This is a genomic window from Neobacillus massiliamazoniensis, from assembly GCF_001048695.1.
Lineage (GTDB): Bacteria > Bacillota > Bacilli > Bacillales > Cytobacillaceae > Neobacillus > Neobacillus massiliamazoniensis.
In genome coordinates this window covers 36,881-53,011 of sequence record NZ_CVRB01000003.1, presented here as the reverse complement: position 1 = coordinate 53,011, position 16,131 = coordinate 36,881, and the positions used below count along the sequence as shown (strand labels likewise).

Here is a 16,131-nt window from a genome sequence, read left to right as displayed (position 1 = left end):
TCCATTCTCCCCTTTCTACTTTTTTTCCTTTCGACCAACGAAAATTTCATGCTCCTCCTCGCTAAAGGACCTTACATTTCTATTTGCTCGAATTCCTATAGCAGTACCGACCGCAAGGGTAAAGATAACCATTGCAAATCCTAGGAAAACCTCCATTCTCATCCCTCCTTTCAGGGTAGCTGATCTATTTGCTTCATCACATATAAATGGAAAACTCTCTAATTCATGTGTTTTTCTTCAACTTCTATAACTCTAGTTTTACACCGCTTACCTGCTGTTCGATCATTTTTCGTAAAACTGTGCCAATATGGGCGCCTGCTTCAATCGGCGGAGTTCCATATGGATGAATGTTGGAGATAACCGTGCGTTCAGATTCGATAATTCCCTTACGTGGTTTGTAGCACATGTATGCACTCATCGAGCTGGCAGAAACGAGACCAGGCCGTTCTCCGATTAACAAAACAAGAACCTCCGGCTGTAAAATATCACCGATATGATCCATGCAAGCAACCCGGCCTCCTTTTACAAAAAAAGGAGTTCCCCAAGTGAGATGGTGTATTTTCAGCGAATCGAGTAAGGCTGGATAAACATCCTTTAAATTGGTTTCCACTGCGCTTGCACTTAAACCATCCGAAACGACAATTTGCACTTGAGGCTGCTTTTGGCACCGCTCGCGGATCGTTTGAACAGCTGTATCTGTCAGCACACGACCTTTGTCTGGTCTTTTAAGATACACTTCCTTATTTTCATAACATGTTTCTACTGTAAACAAGTCAAATTCCTCAAGCGTTTTCTCCAAGACCTCACCGCCAACCGCATCGATGGCCGCTGCATGGTCATATTGCAGCTTTAACATTGTTTTCGTGAGTGGTCTTGTACCAGTTCGCCAAACCCCTATTCGGGCTGGAGTAGTACTGACTAATTCCCCAACACCTTCTGAATAGGCAGGGGTGGGAATCGATGTTTTCCAATGTTGTTCTGAAAAAATAAACTCTTTTTCAACGAGCTCTGTCACTATTTGGTTCGTTTCGTATTTTTTCTGGAGCTGCTCCATTACTTTTTGCACGATGAGTTCAATTTGCCCTTCCTTCAAACGCCTCTCCCCCCTTATATAAAAATTGTTGGATCCCCAGCCCGTGCAGTTAATCTACCATGCTCCATGATTCCCATTTTCTCGAGCCATTTTTCAAAGCTTGGTGCGGGCCTGAGGTCTAATACCCTTCGAACCGAAGCAATATCATGATAGCTGGTTGATTGATAATTCAACATGCAATCATCGGCCATCGGCACCCCAATCAGGTAGTTCACTCCGGCAGATCCAAGCAGGATGGCAAGATTCTCCATGTCATTTTGGTCTGCCTTCATATGATTGGTGTAGCAAACATCCACGCCCATTGGCAGACCCTGCATCTTACCCATGAAATGATCCTCTAAGCCAGCGCGGATGACTTGCTTGCTATTGTATAAGTACTCCGGCCCGATAAAACCAACCACCGTGTTGACAATAAACGGTTTGTATTTTTTCGCAAGCCCGTAGCAGCGTGATTCAAGGGTCACTTGATCGATGCCATGATGAGCATCTGATGACAGCTCCGAGCCCTGACCTGTTTCAAAATACCAAAGATTTTCTCCGTGGGCACATCCTTCTTTTTGAATTAAATCATTAGCTTCATTTAATAGTCCCACACTAATCCCAAAGGCTTTGTTTCCATCCTCTGTTCCTGCCAAGCTTTGAAAAAGCATATCTGACGGGGCACCATTTTTTATTGCCCGCATCTGTGTCGTCACATGTGCGAGGACACAGTTTTGTGTCGGAATTTGGAGACGTTCCATCTCTTCCTTTGTCATTAGTAAAATTTTCCTTACGCTGTCCGCGGTATCGATAACCGGATTGATCCCGATGACGGCATCACCGATTCCATAGCTAAGTGCTTCGTAAAGTGAAGCCTTAATCCCTTGAATATTGTCAGTAGGATGATTCGGCTGTGCCCTACCGGCAAGGGTTCCTTTGTGACCAATCCGATAGTTACACTCAGTCACGACTTCGATTTTTGAAGCGGCTTGAATGAGGTCTAGGTTTGACATTATTTTAGTCACCGCCGCAACCATCTCACTGGTTAGCCCTTTGCGGATCCGACCGATCTCTTGGTTCGTAGTCGCCTCTGAAAGCAAGGATTCCCTTAACTCACTTATGGTCCAATTTGCCATAGATTGATATATTTTTTCATTGACAGATTCCTCGATCACTCTAGAAACCTCGTCCTCTTCCGGCGGTAAAACAGGGTTATTTCGGATATCACTTAGCTTCAACTCCGATAAAAGATGCCTCGCCGCGAGTCTTTCCTGTGCATCACTCGCTGCAATACCGGCAAGCTCATCGCCTGACTTTTCCTCGTTCGCTTTCGCAAGGATTTCTTTCAAACTAGCAAACTGATATGTTCTATGAAGCAAGGTTATTTTCGATTTCAACGTGTTCACCTCCTGTTTTAGACATTTATTGTGAACTTAGTGTCCCAAGACAGCCAAATTGGTTGATCTCAGTTTTTGAAGTTAGTGCCCGTAGATGGCCAAAATGATTGATCTCAGGCACTATTTTTGAATTTAATGCCCCATGACGGCCAATGTAAGTGATTTCGGGCACTATTTGTGAACTCTTTGGAAATCCTTCAAATGCTCGCGGAATTATCATAAAAGTTCGCGGAATCCATTCTAAAGCACTCGAATTCTTTCAATTGCTTGAGGAATTCTCCTCGAACTCGCGGAATTATTGGTGATCTCCGCGGAATTCCTTCAAATACTCGCGGAATTATTCCCAGAATCCGCGGAATTATCACAAAAGTTCGCGGAATTATTCAATAAATCCGCGGAATCCATTCTAAAGCACTCGAATTCTTTCCGATGCTTGAGGAATTCTCCTCGAACTCGCGGAATTATTGGTGAACTCCGCGGAATTCCTTCAAATACTCGCGGAATTATTCCCAGAACCCGCGGAATTATCACAAAAGTTCGCGGAATTATTCAATAAATCCGCGGAATCCATTCTAAAGCACTCGAATTCTTTCCAATACTTGAGGAATTCTCCTCGAACTCGCGGAATTATCTGTGAAATCCGCGGAATTCCTTCAAATACTCGCGGAATTATTCCCAGAACCCGCGGAATTATCACAAAAGTTCGCGGAATTATTCAATAAACCTGCGGAATCCACTCCAAAACCTCCTACTTAAAAGCCAATGTCTTGACTACAACAGGTACCATCGAATCATGTAATGGTGCACCTATATCAATATAATCACCGTGGTCAATGACCACTTGGTCAATGCAAATCACATCATAATCAGTTTGTAACCGTAACAATTGTCCTAAGGCCTTGGCCATGTCATTTTCACATACAACAACAAGGACCTTCGAATCTGGAAAGTACTTCGTGTACAATGACGCCATTACCTTCGCTAACTCTTTTACCGCCGAATAAGACAAATATGAAATGTCTGCTAACCCAATCGCGAAAGGTAGTCCCTCGTTAACCCCATATAATTCCTTCCCTTTTCTAAAAGTCATTTCCATTTGCTGTTCAACATTCAACTCATTCCATGACACTTTTACAACTGGAACATTTCGTAACGGCAAAAGACTAGACTGAATCGAAATTGTCGCTCCGCTTAATTTGGTGGATTGCATGCCAGCACCGATGGCTGTTGCACTTGATGTTTGCATGGCTTTTACAATCTTAAAAGGATAGGACATGAACGCTTTTGCCAGCTCACTCGCTAATAGTGGTCCAATGTCATTGTATTGCGCTACCTCTGTTAGAGTAGTTGGAGATTTTTGTCCCATTAGTCGCCCCACTCCTCCGGAAATCATCACCTCATGGATCGTCGGTAGCTTAGCAGTGGAGGCGCTGTGAACAAGTGATGCAAGCGTTTTTTTCCCGAATAGGACATCAAGCATATCAAAGCAAAGAGCTGATGCTATTTCAGCCAATTCCCCGTAAGTTAAGCACATTCCCTTTTCAATTTTAAAATTTTTATCAAAAATCCATGGCATTAACGAAGGGGATATTGATAAAATTTTACCGCTGCCGTCCAGCTCGATTAATCTACCGCCAACGTGAAAGGTAATGGTTTCAAGCACTTTCCCCTGTTGAAAAAGAACGACATTTGCTGTGCCGCCGCCAATATCAATGTTGGCGACAACCCCCTTGGATTTTAGAGAATGCTCATATGCCCCAGAGCCCCTTCCCGCTAGAACTCCTTCAAGGCTTGCTCCAGCTATTGCGACAACAAAATCACCTGCACGCTCTGCCAAAAAGTGAATCAATGCGTCCGCATTCTTTTTTATAGCTGTCTCACCTGTGATAATAACGGCACCTGATTTGATATCAGAAAGCTTAAGCCCCAAGTCTTCGTATTCTTTTTCAAGCCATGACACTAATGGCGGCAGATCGATTTCATCTTCGTTTTTAAGCGGGGTCGAAATAATGTTGCTAACATAAGTCACTTTTCTATCAACGATATCAAAATGAGGGAGAGCAAACTGACTAGAGACCCTCCCAAGTGTCAACTCACTTATCATAAATTTGGAAGTACTGGTGCCAATATCAATCCCGACACTTTTCATTACCTTAACATTCAAAACAATGTCACTCCTGCAAAAGAGTTGTTTCTAAAAACTCTTTCGGCTTATTTAAAATAAATCCCGCGACCACAGCGAGGGCAATTCGATTTTTCATGCTGTATTCACGAATCCTCCTGTACGCAGCATCTTCCGACAATAGCAGTGCTTCCATGACTTTTCCTTTCGCTTTTTCTATCAGGTGGCGCTCTTTCAATTTTGCCTTTAAGGATTGTAATTCCATTGAGAGACTTTGAATTTGTCTCTGCTGGTAGAGAGCAATTTCGATTGCTGGAATTAAATCGGCTTCTGTCACCGGCTTTACAAGATAGGCTGAAACGCCCGCTTCCTTTGCGTTCTCAATCAGCTCGCGGTGACTATAGGCTGATAGCAGTAGAATAGCCGTATCTATTTTTTTACGAATAATTTTCGAAGCCTTAATCCCATTTAAAAACGGTATTTTGACATCCATAATAATTAAATCTGGCTTTAGTTTAAGACTTTTTTCTACCGCTTCCTCTCCGTTTTTGCATTCCATTGCAACTTGATAGCCCTCCGCTAGAAGCATTTCACGTAAATCCATTCGGGTGATGGGATCATCATCGACAATCATGATTTTATCGTTTCTCATATTCCATCTACCCTTTCGGTTTCCATCAGCATCTCGACAACATCCGTAATTTCATGCTTAAACACCATCAAAATCGTCCGCTCCTTGCGAATAGGTTTGTACCATATTATTCGCCCAATTCGCACAATATGTATTGGAGCGATTTATATTACCTTCAAGATAGCTTCTCTCAGTTCATCCATTCCCTCTAACGTAACGGATGACACTTGAAAAATCTCACTTAATGGCAATACTTGCCTTAATAGCTGTACTGCTTGTTCGATATGTGCATCCGGGTGGTCTATCTTTGTTATCACTCCAAATGAACGCAATGGAAAGCCTTGTGAAAAATTTGGCGGCAGTAGTTGGTGGTGTCTGGTAGCATCTTGAATGACCAGAAGGATTTTTGCTTCTAATGATGTTGCCATTAAAGAACGGTAAAACATTGGATTTTCACTGTATTCCCCAGGTGTATCAATGATCCAATCCATATAGGTAAGCGCCTGAGTTTTCGTTACAGGTGAAGAATCCTCGAGCAAACGTTTTGTCAATGTCGATTTCCCAGAACCAATCGGACCAATGATCATAACTTTGCCTTTTTTCATGATCGGGTTATCTCCGCCGGTTCGAATTTTAAGTGCATACTTAAAAATTGATTTATCTTGTTAATAGCCATCTCAACGTCGGAAACGGTTCCGCAAATCACCAATGAACCAGTGAATCGATCTAAATAGCCGATTTCAATATCGGCCGATTTTGTGGCGATATCGGCGGCAATAATCGCCGTTTCTGTTGGTGTTAACGTTAAAATACCGATTGCTCCTACCTGTGAAATTCCAAGCTTTGTATAAAGTGCCTTATCAGGATTCGCAATGATGTGAGCTAATGTCAATTGCTTACCCGGTACGTATTCTTGAATGACGCGCTGCTTTTTTTCCATTTAGCCATTCCTCACTTCTATAATGAATGATGCGGATTGAGCGCGATTTTTCTTACGGTATCTGCAAAGGCTTCAGCTGCGGCAGCGCAGGCCGATTGGCTGCCAGTTAAAAGCCCGCCGCCAAAATTCGTTTCCGTCGGGGGTCCATAAAACACACAAAGCTTCACATCAGCAGCTTTTAAGGCGGCATCTAAAGCGACAATCGCTTCAAGTGGAGGAGCGATTAAATAGGCTAACGGCTCACCTGGCTCGATTCCCGCCAGTTTTGATAAATACGTACCAGTCCTTGAAATCGTATGGGCGTAATAGGCGTGATTTCCTTCCTCATCCACGGCATAAAACGCCGGTCCTTCATTGATCGTTTGAATTGCCACCTCGAGCCCACTTTTGACTTCGGACGGAGTGGTCGCCCCTAAAATTCCCAAAAACTCCCCTGAAAGTGGTCCTGATGAATGCGCCGAACCAGCATAAAATGACTTTGCATAAATCACTTCTACCGCAGCTTTTTTTGTCGCTTCATCTAATGCGGTGTAGCCGACATCATCACTTGTACTCGTTACTAACGCTAGACTATTAATATTGTTTGGCACTTGTAGCTGTTCTCTTAATCCCTCATCGATATAAGGGATCATTCGACTCGCTAAGGCAAATGCCGGAACCCGTTTCAGTGTCATACATCCACCTCCAACATGCAAAAAGGTGCCATGATACAGCCTAAAACTGCATCCATGGCACCATTGCCGTCTATTATTCACTTCTTTTCTTTTTACTATATCCTATTATTTTTAAGATTTTTTATGACAAATGCTTTATTGTCCATCGTCATTAGTTGTCGCTTTAGCTTTTCGAACTAGGCATAAGTAAGAAAGAACAGCACCACTGCTGACACATATTATTACAACACCCATTGGAATGGCAGATTGTCCGCCTCCAATTCCTACAAGGGGAGCCACAATCGCACCGGAAGCTAACGATAGCACGCCTAGCAGGGCTGATGCGCTGCCGGCAGACTTCCCTTGTTTTTGCATAGCTAGTGAAAATCCGGCTGTATTCACCATCCCAACGCTTGATACAACAAAAAAGAGTGGTAGTAAAATAAAAATCAGATCAAGGCGCAATAATAAGAAAATGAATAATATGAATGCTCCCATCCACGACATTCCCAAACCAAAAACAAGAAGTTTGGACTCACGTATGCGCCCCGCCAGTTTTCCCGTCACTTGACTGGCAATCATAATCCCCAAGCCATTAATGGCAAAAATAAGACTAAACATTTGCGGTGAAGCCCCATATATATTTTGCACCACAAACGGAGAGCCTGAAATATAAGCGAACATGGCGGAAAAAACAAGGCTCTGAACCAAAGCGTATCCAATGAAACTCCGATCCAATATTAAGTTTCGAAAAGTCACAATGGTATTTTTGACTCCTCCTGTTGAACGTCTTTCCAGTTGAAGAGTTTCTGGTAACCCGAATAGGACGACAAAAAACATGATCAACCCTATTAAACTTAAAACGATAAACACACCTTGCCATGGAACAAATCGAAGCAGCTGGGCACCAATAACTGGTGCCATAATTGGTGCGACCCCGTTAACTAATGCTAAAAGTGCAAAGAATTTGGTTAATTCAGTGCCGGAATATAAATCGCGGACAACTGCCCTTGAGATGACAACTCCTGCTGATGCGGACAATCCTTGAATAAAGCGCAACGCAATTAAAGTCCAGATAGAAGTGCTAAACACACACAATAGGGAGACGATAAAATAAATAATTAAACCAATCAAAAGCGGTTTACGACGCCCGCGGATATCACTTAGCGGACCAGAAAACAACTGCCCGGAAGATATTCCGAGTAAGAAAAAGGTTAAGCTAAGCTGGACAACGGATGGATTTGCGTGAAAGTCTTTTCCCAAATTCGGCAGTGCAGGAAGGTACATATCAATGGATAATGGTCCAAAAGCTGATAAAGACCCAAGCACACAGGCCATCCAAATTCTCTTAGACTTGGAGAGTCTACTGTTGTTTTGTAAAATAGCTAGATTTTCCTTCATTTTTCCTCCAGTTTTAATAAATTGGGCCACAAATTTTTGTTAATTCATTACTAACGATTGTATGTTGAACCACCAATTTTAAAAAAATCATGACCGTTTCTATTTTCCATTCTACTATCGTGTTAAAAAGTCCTTTATTTTTACACTTTTTTCATTTACAACTATAAACTTTTGGAGCACAAAACCGATAATATACAGGTATATAGATAGATGTGAAAATAATTAGATTTATTGTTTTTTTTGTAAATTTTTGTTGAATTATGTTGAACCTATCTATCTTTCGATATAGTATAAAAGTATCAAATTGAAAAAGGCAAACTTATCGAAAGGTAAAGGACGCAAAGCTACGAGTCTAAGGTCATTGGCTAGGATAGTCGGGTTGCCAAAAAGGATTGGATATAAAACTAATGCATTGTAATAATGCCGAACATACTTTTATTCCACCAATCTTTTTTTGGGTGGGATTTTTATTTTTAGAAAACATTGTATGGGGTGATAAAACAATCAGTAAAAAAATCGGTGATATAATTGACTTTTTAGAAAAAATAAAAGTGATTTGTAAAATAATTTAGTTTTAGGTGGAAGGATGGAGACGATCGTGACTATTTTATTCGGGACTGCTGAATACTTTGAAAGAGAATTTCTTACATATGCAGCAAGAAACAATTTAAATCAGATGAATAATGATCAAATTTTGATGATCTATTCCAGATTAAAGAATGAGCTTTTAAATGATTTTGTATGTGAAGAAAGCATTCGAATAGAGTGCATTCAAAACCTTGAAAGAGCATGCTTTATGACTAGAAGTTTAGAATTGAGTGTGTTAGCTGAATGAGATATGAAATTGTAGATATTAAAAATAAGGAAACAAAAGTGAACATTAGATGTAGGGATTCAAAAGAACAAGTATTTTTAAAAATCTCCTTAAGTCCGAACACGCTGGAGTGCACCGACAAGTTTATCCCGGACAGCTTGCAAAGATTTCTAGAATTAAACCACGATTCCATTCAAAGGTATTTAAACCATCTTAATGACATACAAAATGATACGAAAACCTGCGCTGGGTAAGAGGCAGGTTTTCGTTTAAAGAAATTCAACAGAGCCATCATTTTAAAAAGTCCATGCAAACGCACAGCAAATCCTACTATTTTAGCCATTTAAATGTTCGCCAGAATCTGAACCATTTTATCCTCGATCGGTTTTCCTTTCTCCTCATCTAACAGATTATTCAACAGGATGGAAAAGATTATGGTTTGGCCGCTTTTTGTTTGGACATAGCCTGATAACGAACTAACCGTCGAGATCGTTCCGGTCTTTGCTTTGACCTTCCCCTGAATGGCAGGTCCTTTCATCCGATTACGCAAATTACCGCCCACCATTCGTTCACTCTCACCGGCAACGGGCAACGAATTTAGAAAGACTGGAAACCACTTTTCCTTTTGAACCGCAAATAAAAGCTGAGATATTTGATTCGCCGGGATAAGATCTGCATCGGATATTCCTGACCCATCCCGAACGAGAATTGCATCTGTGGTTACTCCAAATTTAGCTATTTCAGCCTTCAACACTTCTAAACCCTTTTCCCAGCTGCCTTCTTCCTTTTTCACCTTGCCCATTTCTTTAACCAAAACCTCTGCATGTCCATTGTTACTTAGCTTCATAAACGGAATAAATAGCTCAGACAAAGGTATAGATTGGTGTGTGATTAAAACTTTTGCGGTGTCAGGCACCGAATCGGTTTTTAATTTTCCTGATACTTCGATGCCATGGTCAGCTAGTGATTGTTTAAAAAGGGTTAACGCGTAACGGGTTGGATTCCATACCCCAATCGATTCTTTTTCTTCTTTTGCGTTAACGGGAATCGTTCCTTTAATCGTAATACTATTTTTTGCATGTTCCCGTTCTATTGTAGTATCTTTTTTTCCGTCTTCCGGAACTGTCTTAACTTGATTGATTATTTTTTCATAGTTCGTTTTTGGGGTTGTCGTTACTATCGCTTGGTCGCTGCTTTTAGCACCTGGTTTTACCTCCACAATGATGGAACCTGCATCATAGTCTTTATCTGGAGATGCAGTGAGGGCAGAAACTTGTGCCCCATAATAGGTGCCTTCATCACTCCACGATAAATCAGTTGAATACCGAACTTGATCGTACCAAGAATCATCGCCAATCAGGCTCCCTTTTATTTCATTGATCCCTTGGCTGTGAATGTCCTCAGCCATTTTGTCAAAGTCGGATTTTAATAGTGTCGGATCCCCTTTTCCTTTAAGATAAAGATTGCCCAACAGTTTTTTCTTTCTTACCTGACCGTCTGTTAACACTTCAGTAGAAAAAGTATAATCTTCTCCAAGTACAGATAGAGCGGCTGCCGCCGTCAAAAGTTTCATATTCGAAGCAGGTCGAAGGCGGAGATTGCCTTGATGATCGTAAATGATTTTACCGTCTTTTGCATTGCGGACACTAATTCCGACAACGGCGCCTTGTAAAACAGCGTCTTTGCTAATAAGTTGAGTTAGCTGTTGGGCCCATGCCCCAGTATTTTCAGATGAGGATACAGAACTTTTATCAAGGAAAGCAACAGATAATGAAATGATGACGAAAAAAATAACCGTATGATAGTAAATTCTTTTATTCAATCTCTATTCCCTCTTTCCATATTTACTGGAAGCTTGCCCTAAATCCCTTTTACTATCATATCGCACTCCGAAAGTTCTATACTTGTTTGTTAAAAGAAGTCTGTTTTCTTAAAGAATGTTGTTTTTACCTCACTATTAAGCATGAAAAAACGCTTGGGACTGAAAAAATGTCCCAAGCGCTTTTTTAATATCAAATTAGGCTCTATATTTTATAAAATTAATCAATTCGTTAATGGCCTTTCTAGCGGATTCTTCATTATAATTTTTGGAATATGGGTCACTAAATCCATGTTCCCCTTCAAAATTTTGTATCTTGACCTTACCCTTTTTATTTAAATTTGCAATCAACTCATCAACATTAAATGACTTTTCTTTTTGTGGGAAAAACAGTAACACTGGACATTGAGGATTTATTTCCACATAATTTCTGATACGTGAACCATAATATCCAATTACTCCGTCCAAAGTGTTTTCCTCACTGCTCAACCAAGCAACAGTAGCCCCAACACTAAATCCGACTACAAATACCTTTTTATATTTATTTTTGATATTGGATAACAAATCTTTTATTTTTAATAAAGCATTTTGAAAACCAACATTCTCCATAAAATTATAATATGCTTCTTCCCCTTGCGTATAATCAAAAGGATTTTCTTGTATGAGTAAATTGGGGCACATAACATCCAAACCATGTTGCGATAATTTTTCACAAATATAATTCATATGTTGGTTAATTCCATATATTTCATGAACAATGACAATAGCAATTTCAGAATTTTTCTTTATACTAATCATAGCTACCTCTCTTTTAAACTCTTGCATCAGATTACACTTATTTGCTCCTCTTTATATCATACCTTGTTTTTCAAAACATAAATCAACTGTCCGTTCGTTCGAAGGAGTCCAGTCATACCTGATTTCCAAAATTATTCATATTGATCCATATAATTGCTTGTTACTCTAATATCGTGTTCTTTAAGTTTTTCTATTATCCTATTTTGATTTTCTTTAAATTTAATATCATAAGGAAGTGTGATAACTTTATTGTCTGTCGTTAAAAATTGATAATTAGTTAAATAAGTGATCCCCTTATTTCTTGAATAAATTTCTTTTACTTCTTTGAAATTCTCCCACTCATAAGTAGTTATCTGATTAATTGATTCTAAGTGGTTATAGTGCAACCCCTTTTTATCGAAGTAATAATAATTAGATATACCATATATGAAGAAAGGAATACTCCAGCAAATTAAAAAAATCGTAATCCATTTAAGTAATCGTAATTCATATTTCCATTGGATGATAAGATGTAATATTAAAACGATTGGTATCCAAACCATTCCAATCATAAATGTTATATAGGCTGAAGTAGGTGTTTCAAAAAACCAGTAGGATTTTGAATGATAAACTGATTCTTGTATTAAAAATACCAAAACGAAAGGCATAAAGAGGCTGCTAATAAAAAGGATTATGGCTGATACAAAGATAATTGGCATACGCTTTTCACGATTCCATATCAATTTAACCATTTCCCTCCCATTTTTTTAAAAGCTTTTCAGTTATATAGTATTTATTTTATTCTGATTTTTTTAGATATAATACTTAAATAACAAATTAATAAAGCAAATACAAAACCAAATATGATCAGGGAAGCCATAACGGAAAATCCGTATTGTTTGTTTAAAAGATAAACTGAGTATGATCCAAATAACATCAGACAATTGTCTGTAAAATTTTGTATTGCAATCGTTTTTCCTACTCCCAATGTTTGATGTCCTTCATCTTGCATTGTTGCGTTAAGTGGAATAATAAACATACCGGCAAAAACACCCATACCAAGTAAAAAAATACAGGTAAGGATTACATCAAACAAATTATGACCAGAAATCATCGGGAAAACAATTGCTAACGCAGCAACTATAAACCCGTATATATTGGCGCGATAAAATTTTTCAATAGAAGTATATTTTTTTGCTAATAGAGATCCAATAACAATGCCAATAGCCGTCATCCCAATAATTAATGATTGTGGAAATCCGCCTTTTATACCTAAGTGGACAGGAATCCAAATAATTAGCCCATTTTTTATGACAACAGAAATCATCCAAAAAGATGCGCTACCGGTTAAAGTAAAGTTTAATTTTAGATTTTTGAAAGATTTTTTCAGGTCTTTAATAAACTGTGTTGCTTCTCTACCGTACTTTAATGTACGATTTCCATCGTTTGCAGGGATGTTTAATGCTAAAACAACAGATATAATATAAATGACTAAACAAAAGATTTCTCCAACTACTAAATTACCAGAAAGAAATCCCCCGGCCACTGTTCCTATGATAATAGCTAAGATGGTAAAACCTTCTATTTTTCCATTTGCATCTAACAGTTGTTTTCGATCAGTTGTTAACTCTTTTAAAATGCCGTACTTACCAGGACCATAAATGGCAGCACCGACACCTATTAACCCATAACAAAAGGCAGGATTGACTCCTAAAATAATAAGTAAAGCTCCAATTGTCTTGACGGAATTTCCCACGAATAATACTTTTGATTTGGCATTCCTGTCTGCAAATGTTCCTACAAATGGTGCAAAAATAACATAAGAAAATAAGAAAAATGTTTCAACTAAAAAAATATAAGGATTTTGTTCATCATTGAGTCCAAATGACTTTTTAATCATAAAAGCAATAATTATAATAATAGCGCTATCTGCAAATGCGGATAAAAATTGGGTAGTATTTAAGACATGTAAAGGACTTAAAGATGTTTTTAATTTTTTTAACAAATAATCCCCTCCTTTTTTCCTAATTTTATCATAAGAATTTCAATAAAATTCAAACTTTTATTCTTGTTAATTTTATTGAAACTTCTCCTGTAAATATTCTCTCTCCAAAAAAAAATGAGAAACGACATTTGGCGCTTCTCATTGATCGAAGGTTTAAATAATAAAATTTGCTTGCTTTTGTGTAAAAAAAGAATATAAACGATATTATTTATAACCCGAGCCACCAAAATCAGTTATCGTCAAATCGACCGTATATTTAATGGGAACCTCACTAAAAGTTTGATCCCAATCTTTTTTTCCCCTTTCCCACACTCTTGGGTATTCTATTCTTACTTGGTTTCCAAAGCCCGCAACATCGACATGAAATTTCTCTTGCATGGTTACTAAAGTATTTTTTATCAATCGATTCACTTCTTCTTCAACCGTTTTTTCCGTACTTTTACGAAAATTTTTTCCATGGGGCGCTTCACCGTTCCAATTTTCAGATATGCGTCCTTCTGATTTTATTTTCACATCAAAGGATTGTACCTTTCCATTCACAACATGAGGAGTAATTTTACTTTTCATCGACTTTATCTCGTATATAATTACCTGCCCTGTTTTTTTATCACGGATTTTCACTAAACCCCCTTTTCCCTTTCCAGTTATCCATGTTATGCCTTCTAACTCCGGTTCGCTTAAAAAACCTTCTAGTTTTTTTGTCTTTCCATTGATCACGGCTGCTCCAGATAATTTTATCTCCCCATCCGTTGAAATAACATTTTGCAAAAGAAAACTGGATCCTGATAGAAGTTGACTTTCTACTTTTCCAAGTGACATTGGAGGCAAAATTTTTGTAGTCTTATATTGATTATCAGCAATTCCAAGTAAACGATTAGCTGGTAAATCTCCTGGTTTTTTTGATTCCAATATATCGATTGCTCTACCTTTGCTAATAAACACCTGACAACTTGGTCTCATCTCATTATCACGAAAAAAAAGATCAAGCAATTGATCTAAACCATTCCTTCGTGCAATGGCCTCACCGATCACAACTACTTTCATATGATGGAAAATGATAGGACGATCATTTTTTATGGATACTTCACGTAAAAGTTGAAGATAAGAATCTCCAGATACAGAAATATTAATATAGGCTTTTTGTTGTGAACCTCCTTTACTCTCTGATCCTGTTGCTTTTGGGTTAACAACTTGATGGGTCAATGTGATGACATCTTTTTTAGGATAATTACCATTTTGTTTTTCAAAGCCTCTCTCAATGGCATCCTTCTTAGCTTTATCTATCGCTAGACCAATACCAATATTTAAGTCTTCGAGTTCACGACTACTCCAGCACCCAGTAAGTGAGAAAAGTAAAAGAATGGGCAGGAATAATAATAATAATTTATTGTTACGGCTTTGTTTCATGCCTTCCCCCCCTTACATTTCGAGATGATTAGAAGCAGGGGTATTGTACTAAATAGATATAAAGCAACATTGCTAATCATATCCGCCATATTAAATAAATCGTTGAGCGTTTTGGGGATCATCGTCATGAAATAAATTACTGGGAGCAAAATAAAAAGAGGTGAACGAATGTTCTTATTAAAGAGTTGAGCCAACCCCAAAGCGGCAGCGTAATATGTAATCGTAAATGTTGTAAATATTTGCATGATCCATATGACGAGTAACAGCGACTCAAATCGTTCAAATATTAAGCCAGGAATTTCAAAGCTTCTAATTTGGGAAATAGTTGGCCATGTTCTTGCTAATACTCCATCTATAGATAATGCACCAATGACCATCACAACCGTGATCACATAAAAGATTATGGTTGTTGAGACTCCAACCAAAATAACCTTTACCCCTTTATCGGGCTTTGCCATATACGTTAAAAGGAGCAACATAATCTCCGGACCAATAAATGTGAAAGTAGTTGTCTTAATCCCTTTAAATACAGGTGCTATTCCCATTCCCAAAACAGGACGTAAATTATCTAGGTTAAATATTTTGAAACTCATAAAGATAACCAACAAAAAAAGGAGGAATGAAATGGGGAGTATAATTTCATAAAGTCGGGCAACTGAGTTAAGCCCTCCTAAGAGCAAATAGAGTCCTATCCACATAAAGGGTATGATAATGGCCCATATAGGGGTACCTTCCAATAAATAAAAACTTGTTACTTCTCCTAGTACTTTAACCTCATATGCGGAAAGTGAAAAAAAATAAACAATGAATATAAGACTAAGTAGCCACCCTACCCACTTACCTACAATATCCTGACTGTATTGATAAAAGGTTTTATTCGGATATTGTTGGCTTAATTTAACCATAATAATCCCCATTAATATCGCAATTAACCCACCTAAAATAACACTAATCCAGCCATCTGGTGTTTTTACCTTCTCTGTTATAACTCTCGGCAAAGTGAGGATCCCTGATGCAAGAATATAATTGATGAGAATGACTGTTGCTTGTGTAGTAGTAATCTGTTCTTTTGAACTAGTCATCATCATTGATC

At 38.5% G+C, this 16,131-nt stretch carries 16 protein-coding genes and 1 riboswitch; of the genes, 1 reads left to right on the top strand and 15 read right to left on the bottom strand.

Annotated elements, in window-relative coordinates:
* Window positions 1-15: 15 nt before the first annotated feature.
* The 9 genes from BN1082_RS27490 to BN1082_RS12975 all read right to left on the bottom strand — a co-directional run bounded on the left by BN1082_RS27490 (window position 16) and on the right by BN1082_RS12975 (window position 8,216).
* Window positions 16-156: a hypothetical protein gene (locus tag BN1082_RS27490; RefSeq protein ID WP_176699768.1), complete on the bottom strand. Its 141-nt coding sequence runs from the start codon at window positions 154-156 to the stop codon at window positions 16-18.
* A gap of 88 nt (window positions 157-244) precedes the next feature.
* Entirely contained in the window at window positions 245-1,054 is an 810-nt protein-coding gene (gene eutC / locus BN1082_RS13015; protein WP_090636445.1) for an ethanolamine ammonia-lyase subunit EutC, read from the bottom strand.
* 53 nt (window positions 1,055-1,107) lie between these two features.
* The gene (locus tag BN1082_RS13010; RefSeq protein WP_090635047.1) at window positions 1,108-2,469 is read right to left on the bottom strand and encodes an ethanolamine ammonia-lyase subunit EutB; all 1,362 of its coding nucleotides are present in this window, start codon (window positions 2,467-2,469) and stop codon (window positions 1,108-1,110) included.
* Window positions 2,470-3,217: 748 nt separating this feature from the next.
* A complete protein-coding gene (locus BN1082_RS13000) occupies window positions 3,218-4,633 on the bottom strand; it encodes an ethanolamine ammonia-lyase reactivating factor EutA (protein ID WP_090635045.1) in 1,416 nt (471 codons plus the stop codon).
* Window positions 4,634-4,640: 7 nt separating this feature from the next.
* Complete coding sequence (locus BN1082_RS12995) at window positions 4,641-5,243, bottom strand: ANTAR domain-containing response regulator (protein ID WP_090635044.1); 603 nt, start codon at window positions 5,241-5,243, stop codon at window positions 4,641-4,643.
* A 143-nt stretch (window positions 5,244-5,386) separates the two neighbouring features.
* The gene (locus BN1082_RS12990; protein ID WP_090635043.1) at window positions 5,387-5,827 is read right to left on the bottom strand and encodes a EutP/PduV family microcompartment system protein; all 441 of its coding nucleotides are present in this window, start codon (window positions 5,825-5,827) and stop codon (window positions 5,387-5,389) included.
* Window positions 5,824-6,162 (bottom strand): ethanolamine utilization microcompartment protein EutS, encoded by a 339-nt coding sequence (gene eutS, locus BN1082_RS12985; RefSeq protein ID WP_090635042.1) that lies wholly within the window; start codon window positions 6,160-6,162, stop codon window positions 5,824-5,826. The genes BN1082_RS12990 and eutS overlap by 4 nt, the downstream gene beginning before the upstream one ends.
* Before the next feature lie 17 nt (window positions 6,163-6,179).
* A complete protein-coding gene (gene eutL / locus BN1082_RS12980; protein ID WP_090635041.1) occupies window positions 6,180-6,836 on the bottom strand; it encodes an ethanolamine utilization microcompartment protein EutL in 657 nt (218 codons plus the stop codon).
* Between the two features lie 135 nt (window positions 6,837-6,971).
* Window positions 6,972-8,216, bottom strand: a complete 1,245-nt coding sequence (locus tag BN1082_RS12975) for a multidrug effflux MFS transporter (RefSeq protein WP_245640420.1) — start codon at window positions 8,214-8,216, stop codon at window positions 6,972-6,974.
* A gap of 302 nt (window positions 8,217-8,518) precedes the next feature.
* Window positions 8,519-8,603, top strand: a riboswitch (cyclic di-GMP riboswitch).
* Window positions 8,604-8,802: 199 nt separating this feature from the next.
* Between BN1082_RS12975 and BN1082_RS12970 the strand changes: the two genes are divergently transcribed.
* Window positions 8,803-9,051 (top strand): hypothetical protein, encoded by a 249-nt coding sequence (locus BN1082_RS12970; protein WP_245640419.1) that lies wholly within the window; start codon window positions 8,803-8,805, stop codon window positions 9,049-9,051.
* Window positions 9,052-9,373: 322 nt separating this feature from the next.
* Here BN1082_RS12970 and dacB read toward each other — a convergent pair whose 3' ends face one another.
* The 6 genes from dacB to BN1082_RS12940 form a co-directional block, all read right to left on the bottom strand.
* The gene (dacB, locus tag BN1082_RS12965) at window positions 9,374-10,852 is read right to left on the bottom strand and encodes a D-alanyl-D-alanine carboxypeptidase/D-alanyl-D-alanine endopeptidase (protein WP_090635040.1); all 1,479 of its coding nucleotides are present in this window, start codon (window positions 10,850-10,852) and stop codon (window positions 9,374-9,376) included.
* A gap of 195 nt (window positions 10,853-11,047) precedes the next feature.
* The gene (locus BN1082_RS12960; RefSeq protein ID WP_090635039.1) at window positions 11,048-11,647 is read right to left on the bottom strand and encodes a dienelactone hydrolase family protein; all 600 of its coding nucleotides are present in this window, start codon (window positions 11,645-11,647) and stop codon (window positions 11,048-11,050) included.
* 131 nt (window positions 11,648-11,778) lie between these two features.
* Window positions 11,779-12,378, bottom strand: coding sequence for a hypothetical protein (locus tag BN1082_RS12955; protein ID WP_090635038.1), 600 nt, complete (start codon window positions 12,376-12,378; stop codon window positions 11,779-11,781).
* Between the two features lie 41 nt (window positions 12,379-12,419).
* On the bottom strand, window positions 12,420-13,631 hold the full coding sequence (gene lplT, locus BN1082_RS12950) for a lysophospholipid transporter LplT (protein ID WP_176699767.1): 1,212 nt from the start codon (window positions 13,629-13,631) through the stop codon (window positions 12,420-12,422).
* Between the two features lie 204 nt (window positions 13,632-13,835).
* Window positions 13,836-15,038: a Ger(x)C family spore germination protein gene (locus BN1082_RS12945; protein WP_090635036.1), complete on the bottom strand. Its 1,203-nt coding sequence runs from the start codon at window positions 15,036-15,038 to the stop codon at window positions 13,836-13,838.
* Window positions 15,035-16,123 (bottom strand): spore germination protein, encoded by a 1,089-nt coding sequence (locus BN1082_RS12940; RefSeq protein ID WP_090636437.1) that lies wholly within the window; start codon window positions 16,121-16,123, stop codon window positions 15,035-15,037. Before BN1082_RS12940 ends, BN1082_RS12945 begins: the two co-directional genes overlap by 4 nt.
* Window positions 16,124-16,131 lie beyond the last annotated feature (8 nt).